A 4,850-nucleotide genomic window follows, 5' to 3' on the forward strand; every position below is an offset into this window, starting at 1 on the left:
GCACGGCGCCCGGGATGTTGCCGACGGCGTAGTGGACGACGCCGTGGCGCTCGTACACGGGGTCGGCGTGGGTCGTCTCGTGGATGGTCTCGACGCATCCACCCTGGTCGACGGCGACGTCCACGATGACCGCCCTCGGCCTCCCCGGCCCGCCGCCGCCCGGCCGGCCCGGGAGCGCGCGGCGGGCCCACCTCGCCGAGCGGCTGGCCGTGCTGGCCGTCCGCCGGGTGGCGGCCGCGGCCGGGGCGGCCAGGGTCGGCATCGTCCGGCGCCGGGGGCGGCGGCCCGGCGAGGTGCTGCTGGTCTGGCCGTGGCTGCGCGCCGTCGACGCCGAGCTGCTGGCCGAGGAGGTGGCCGGGCTGCTCGACGGGCTGGCCGACGGGCTCGACGCCGGCGACGTGCCGGGCGCCGTCGCCGCCGCCGGCGCCCGCCTCCGGGGCGCGCCCGTGCCCCCGCCGCCCGCGCCGCCGGTGCCGACCGTGCCCGTCGTCGCCGTCACCGGCACCAACGGCAAGACGACCACGACCAGGCTGGTCGCCCACATGGGCCGCTGCGCCGGGCGGTCGGTCGGGTGGACGAGCACCGACGGCATCTACGTGGACGGCGTGCTGGTCGACGAGGGCGACTGGTCCGGCTACGGCGGGGCCGGGCGGGTGCTGGCCGAGCCCGGGATCGGGCTCGCCGTGCTGGAGACGGCGAGGGGCGGCGTCCTCCGCCGGGGCATCGGCGCCGCGCACAACGACGTCGCCGTGGTGACCAACGTGGCCGCCGACCACCTCGGCCTCGGCGGCATCGACACCCTCGACCAGCTGGCCGAGGTGAAGGCGGCGATCGTCCGCATCACCCGGCCGGACGGGTGGGTCGTGCTCAACGCCGAGGACCCCCGCACGCTCGCCATGCGCTCCCGCTCCCGGGCCCGGCCGTTCCTGTTCGCCCTCGACCCCGCCGCCCCCGGCCTCCGGCTCGGGCTCGAGGAGGGCGGGCGGGCGGCCACCGTCGTCGACGGCCACGTCGCCGTCGTCGACCCCGGCGGCGCCGTCGACCGGCTGGTGCCCGTGGTCGACGTGCCCGTCACCCTGGCCGGGGCGTCGTCGGTCAACCTGGCCAACGCGCTCGCCGCCGCCGCCGCCGGCCTCGGCGTCGGCCTGCCCACGGAGGCGGTGGTCGAGGGGCTGCGCACGTTCGTCCCCGACCCGACCGCCAACCCGGGCCGGCTGAACGTCTACGACCTGGACGGCCGGACGGTGGTGATCGACTCGGCCCACAACGAGCCGAGCACCGTCGCCCTCCTCGAGGTCCTCCACGCCTTCCGGCCGGCGGGCGCCGCCGTCCGCGTCGCCATCGGCACGGCCGGCGACCGGCGGGACGAGGACCTGGTGGCCATGGGCGAGGTGGCCGGCCGGGGCGCCGACCAGGTCGTGATCTGCGAGAAGCCGACGTACCTGCGGGACCGCGACCCGGTCGAGATGGTGGAGCTGCTGCGGGAGGGCGTCCGCCGGGGCGGCCGGCCCGACGTGCCCGACTTCCCCGACGAGCTGTCCGCGCTGGTCGCCCTCGTCGGGCCCAGCCGCCCGGGCGACGTCGTCGCCGTCATGTGCCACGAGCAGCGGGGGACGCTCGCCGGCTGGATCGAGGACCACGGCGGGGCGTTCGCCGGCCCCGAGCTCGTGCGGTCCAAGGTGGTGGCCGCCCGCGGAACTCCCGGATGAGCGTCACACCCCCTCGGTAGGGTCGGTGGCGTGCCGAACCTGATCGAGGCCAGAGGGCTCACCAAGCGCTTCGGCACGTTCACGGCCGTGGACGGGATCGACTTCGACGTCGCGCCCGGCGAGGCGTTCGGCTTCCTCGGGCCCAACGGGGCCGGCAAGAGCTCGACCATGCGGATGATCGGGTGCGTCTCGCCGGTCACCGAGGGCAAGCTCCGGGTGCTCGGCATGGACCCTGCGGTCGACGGCTCCCGCATCAGGGCCCGGCTCGGCGTCGTCCCCCAGGAGGACACGCTCGACCTCGAGCTGAGCGTCAGGGAGAACCTCCTCATCTACGGGCGCTACTTCGACCTGTCCCGCCCGGTCATCAGGGAGCGCAGCGAGGAGCTGCTCACGTTCGTGCAGCTGATCGACCGCAAGGACGCCAAGGTGGACTCGTTGTCGGGCGGCATGAAGCGGCGGCTCACGATCGCCCGCGCCCTGATCAACGAGCCCGACCTGCTCCTGCTGGACGAGCCCACCACCGGGCTCGACCCGCAGGCCCGCCACGTCCTGTGGGACCGGCTCTACCGGCTCAAGCAGCGGGGCACCACCCTCATCCTCACCACCCACTACATGGACGAGGCCGAGCAGCTGTGCGACCGCCTGGTCGTGATGGACAAGGCCCGGATCGTGGCCGAGGGCTCGCCCCGCGAGCTCATCGAGCGCTACGCCACCCGGGAGGTGCTCGAGCTGCGGTTCCGCCTGGGCGAGGAGGAGGCGGCGCTCGCCGTGCTGGGCGGCCTCGGCGACCGGGTGGAGCCGCTGCCCGACCGCACGCTCGTCTACACCGACGACGGCGACGCCGCCGCCACCCGCGTCCACGAGCTCGGGCTCCGGCCCGAGAGCACGCTCGTGCGCCGCAGCACCCTGGAGGACGTGTTCCTGCGCCTCACCGGCCGGAGCCTGGTGGACTGACGATGGCCACCCCGGGCTTCCTCCGCGCCGTCGAGGCGTCGCTCGTCACCTACCGCAGCACCTGGCGGGGGTCGATCGTCAGCTCGTTCCTCAACCCGGTGCTGTTCCTCGCCGCCATGGGCCTCGGGCTCGGGTCGCTGGTGGACGAGACGGGCAGGGGCCAGACCCTGGCCGGGGGCACCTACCTCGCCTTCCTCGGCCCCGGCCTGCTCGCGGCGGCGGCCATGCAGACCGGTGCCGGCGAGGCGTCGTACCCGATCATGGCCGGCATCAAGTGGACGAAGACCTACCACGCGGCGATGGCCACGCCGGTGGCGGTGCGGGACATCGCCCTCGGCGCCCTCACCTGGGTGTCGATCCGGGTGGCGATCACCGCCGTCGCCTTCACGACCGTGCTCGTCCTGTTCGGGGCGGCCGAGTCGGCGGCCATCGTGCTCGCCGTGCCGGCCGCCGTCCTCGTCGGGGCCGCGCACGCGGCGGCGATGGCGGCGTTCGTGGCGTCCGCGCAGAACGAGTACGGCCTGTCGAGCGTGTTCCGGTTCGCCATCATGCCGATGTTCCTGTTCTCGGGCACGTTCTTCCCGGTCGACCAGCTCCCGTCCTGGCTGCGGCCGGTGGCCTGGGCCACCCCGCTGTGGCACGGCGTGGAGCTGTGCCGGTCCCTCGCCCTCGGCATCGGCTCGGTCGCCGGCAACCTCGGTCACGTCGCCTACCTGTGCCTCTGGATCGCGGCCGGCACGGTGCTCACCGTCCGCCGCTTCGAACGGCGGTTGGTCGTGTGAGCGCCACCGCCGCGCCCGCCCGCCAGAGCCGGGGGCTCGCCGTCCGGGTCGTCCCGCCGGTGCTGCTGAACGGGCGCCGGGCCGGGCGGCTCATCGAGCGCAACGCCATGGTGTACCGGCGGGCCTGGGTGATCGTGTTCTCGGGGTTCTTCGAGCCGGTCTTCTACCTGCTCTCGGTCCGCCTCGGCCTCGGCGACCTGGTCGGCGGCGTCTCGGTCGGCGGCCGGGCGGTCGCCTACACGACGTTCGCGGCGCCCGCGCTTCTGGCCTCGTCGGCCATGAACGGCGCCGTCTACGAGTCGACGATGAACATCTGGTTCAAGCTGAAGCACCAGCGCACCTACGACGGCATCCTCGCCACGCCCATGCAGCCGGGCGACGTCGCCCTCGGCGAGATCACCTGGTGCCTGATGCGGGGCCTGCTCTACGCCGCCGGCTTCCTCGTCGTGATGCTGGCGATGGGGCTGATCGAGTCCTGGTGGGGGCTGGCGCTGCTCCCCGGCGCGGTGCTGATCGGCTTCGCGTTCGCCGCCGTCGGCATGGCGGCCACCTCGTTCATGCGCAGCTGGCAGGACTTCGACCTCGTCCAGCTGGCCGTGCTGCCCCTGTTCCTGTTCTCGGCGACCTTCTATCCCCTGTCGACCTATCCGGACGGGCTGGAGTGGGTGGTCCGCTGCACCCCGCTGTACCAGGGCGTCGACCTGCTCCGGTCGCTGTCGCTCGGCGTGGTCGGCTGGGACGCCCTCGGCCACGTGGCCTACCTGGCCACGATGGGCCTCGCCGGCCTGACCGTCACCAGCCGCCGCCTCGAGCGCCTCCTGCTCCAGTAGCCGCCGGCCGTCAGGTCCCTTTGCCGGGCGAGCCGCCGGCGCCGGCGGGCGGCGGGCCGACGTCGGCGTGGCGGCCGGGGCGGCGGGCGGCGTGCAGGCCGCCCGGGCCGGGGCCGTGGCGGGCGGCGAGGGCGTCGGCCACCAGGCCGGTGGCGAACGCGTAGACGGCCTTGTGGGTGAGGTCGACGGCCAGCTCCCGGCGGGGCCAGGTCCACGGCGGGGCGCCCACGCCGGTGGCGTTCTCCAGGGTCTGGTCGTTGGTCAGCCGCACGACCGTGAACATGGCCGACGACCACGGGCCCCGCAGGCCGCCGTCGGCCATGATCCCGCGCAGGGAGCCGAGCAGGACCCCCTGCCCGACGTGCATGAGCAGGTTCAGCGACCGGGGCTGCTCACGGGGCCGCTCCGGCAGGCGCAGCAGGCGCTCGAGCGTGCGCGCCGGCACGTGCGAGTCGGGCCGGCCGGTCACCCGCTGCTCCGCCTTCTCGACGGCGGTCATCACCGCCACGCCGACCGCGCCGGCGACCATCCCGTGCACCGCACCCCTGGTGAACACCCCCATGGCCGCCCGCTAC

The 4,850-nt window shown here is 75.0% G+C and carries 6 protein-coding genes; 4 read left to right on the forward strand and 2 right to left on the reverse strand.

The genetic code is table 11. From position 1 onward, the window contains the following. Positions 1–124 (reverse strand): alanine dehydrogenase (locus tag VGB14_09795; protein ID HEX9993206.1); only part of this gene is annotated, 124 nt, incomplete at its 3' end. Between the two features lies 1 nt (position 125). On the opposite strand from VGB14_09795, the gene VGB14_09800 reads away from it, so the two are divergent. Genes VGB14_09800 through VGB14_09815 form a run of 4 tightly spaced genes read left to right on the forward strand, consistent with a single transcriptional unit; the run spans position 126 to position 4,275 of the window. Then, positions 126–1,709 (forward strand): Mur ligase family protein, encoded by a 1,584-nt coding sequence (locus VGB14_09800; protein ID HEX9993207.1) that lies wholly within the window; start codon positions 126–128, stop codon positions 1,707–1,709. Between the two features lie 30 nt (positions 1,710–1,739). Continuing rightward, positions 1,740–2,663: an ABC transporter ATP-binding protein gene (locus tag VGB14_09805; GenBank protein ID HEX9993208.1), complete on the forward strand. Its 924-nt coding sequence runs from the start codon at positions 1,740–1,742 to the stop codon at positions 2,661–2,663. Positions 2,664–2,665: 2 nt separating this feature from the next. Continuing rightward, on the forward strand, positions 2,666–3,445 hold the full coding sequence (locus VGB14_09810) for an ABC transporter permease (protein ID HEX9993209.1): 780 nt from the start codon (positions 2,666–2,668) through the stop codon (positions 3,443–3,445). Further along, positions 3,442–4,275 (forward strand): ABC transporter permease, encoded by an 834-nt coding sequence (locus tag VGB14_09815; protein ID HEX9993210.1) that lies wholly within the window; start codon positions 3,442–3,444, stop codon positions 4,273–4,275. The genes VGB14_09810 and VGB14_09815 overlap by 4 nt, the downstream gene beginning before the upstream one ends. Positions 4,276–4,285: 10 nt before the next feature. Here the strand turns inward: VGB14_09815 and VGB14_09820 are convergent, their stop codons facing one another. Beyond that, positions 4,286–4,837 (reverse strand): hypothetical protein, encoded by a 552-nt coding sequence (locus tag VGB14_09820; GenBank protein ID HEX9993211.1) that lies wholly within the window; start codon positions 4,835–4,837, stop codon positions 4,286–4,288. Between the last annotated feature and the right edge of the window lie 13 nt (positions 4,838–4,850).

Source organism: Acidimicrobiales bacterium, from assembly GCA_036399815.1.
In the GTDB taxonomy this organism is placed as follows: Bacteria; Actinomycetota; Acidimicrobiia; order Acidimicrobiales; family DASWMK01; genus DASWMK01.

Bases quoted from the DNA above. Each gene is read 5' to 3' on its own strand.
- VGB14_09810 (HEX9993209.1), top strand. From the start codon at position 2,666: ATGGCCACCCCGGGCTTCCTCCGCGCCGTCGAGGCGTCGCTCGTCACC.
- VGB14_09820 (HEX9993211.1), bottom strand. From the start codon at position 4,837: ATGGGGGTGTTCACCAGGGGTGCGGTGCACGGGATGGTCGCCGGCGCG.
- VGB14_09800 (HEX9993207.1), top strand. From the start codon at position 126: ATGACCGCCCTCGGCCTCCCCGGCCCGCCGCCGCCCGGCCGGCCCGGG.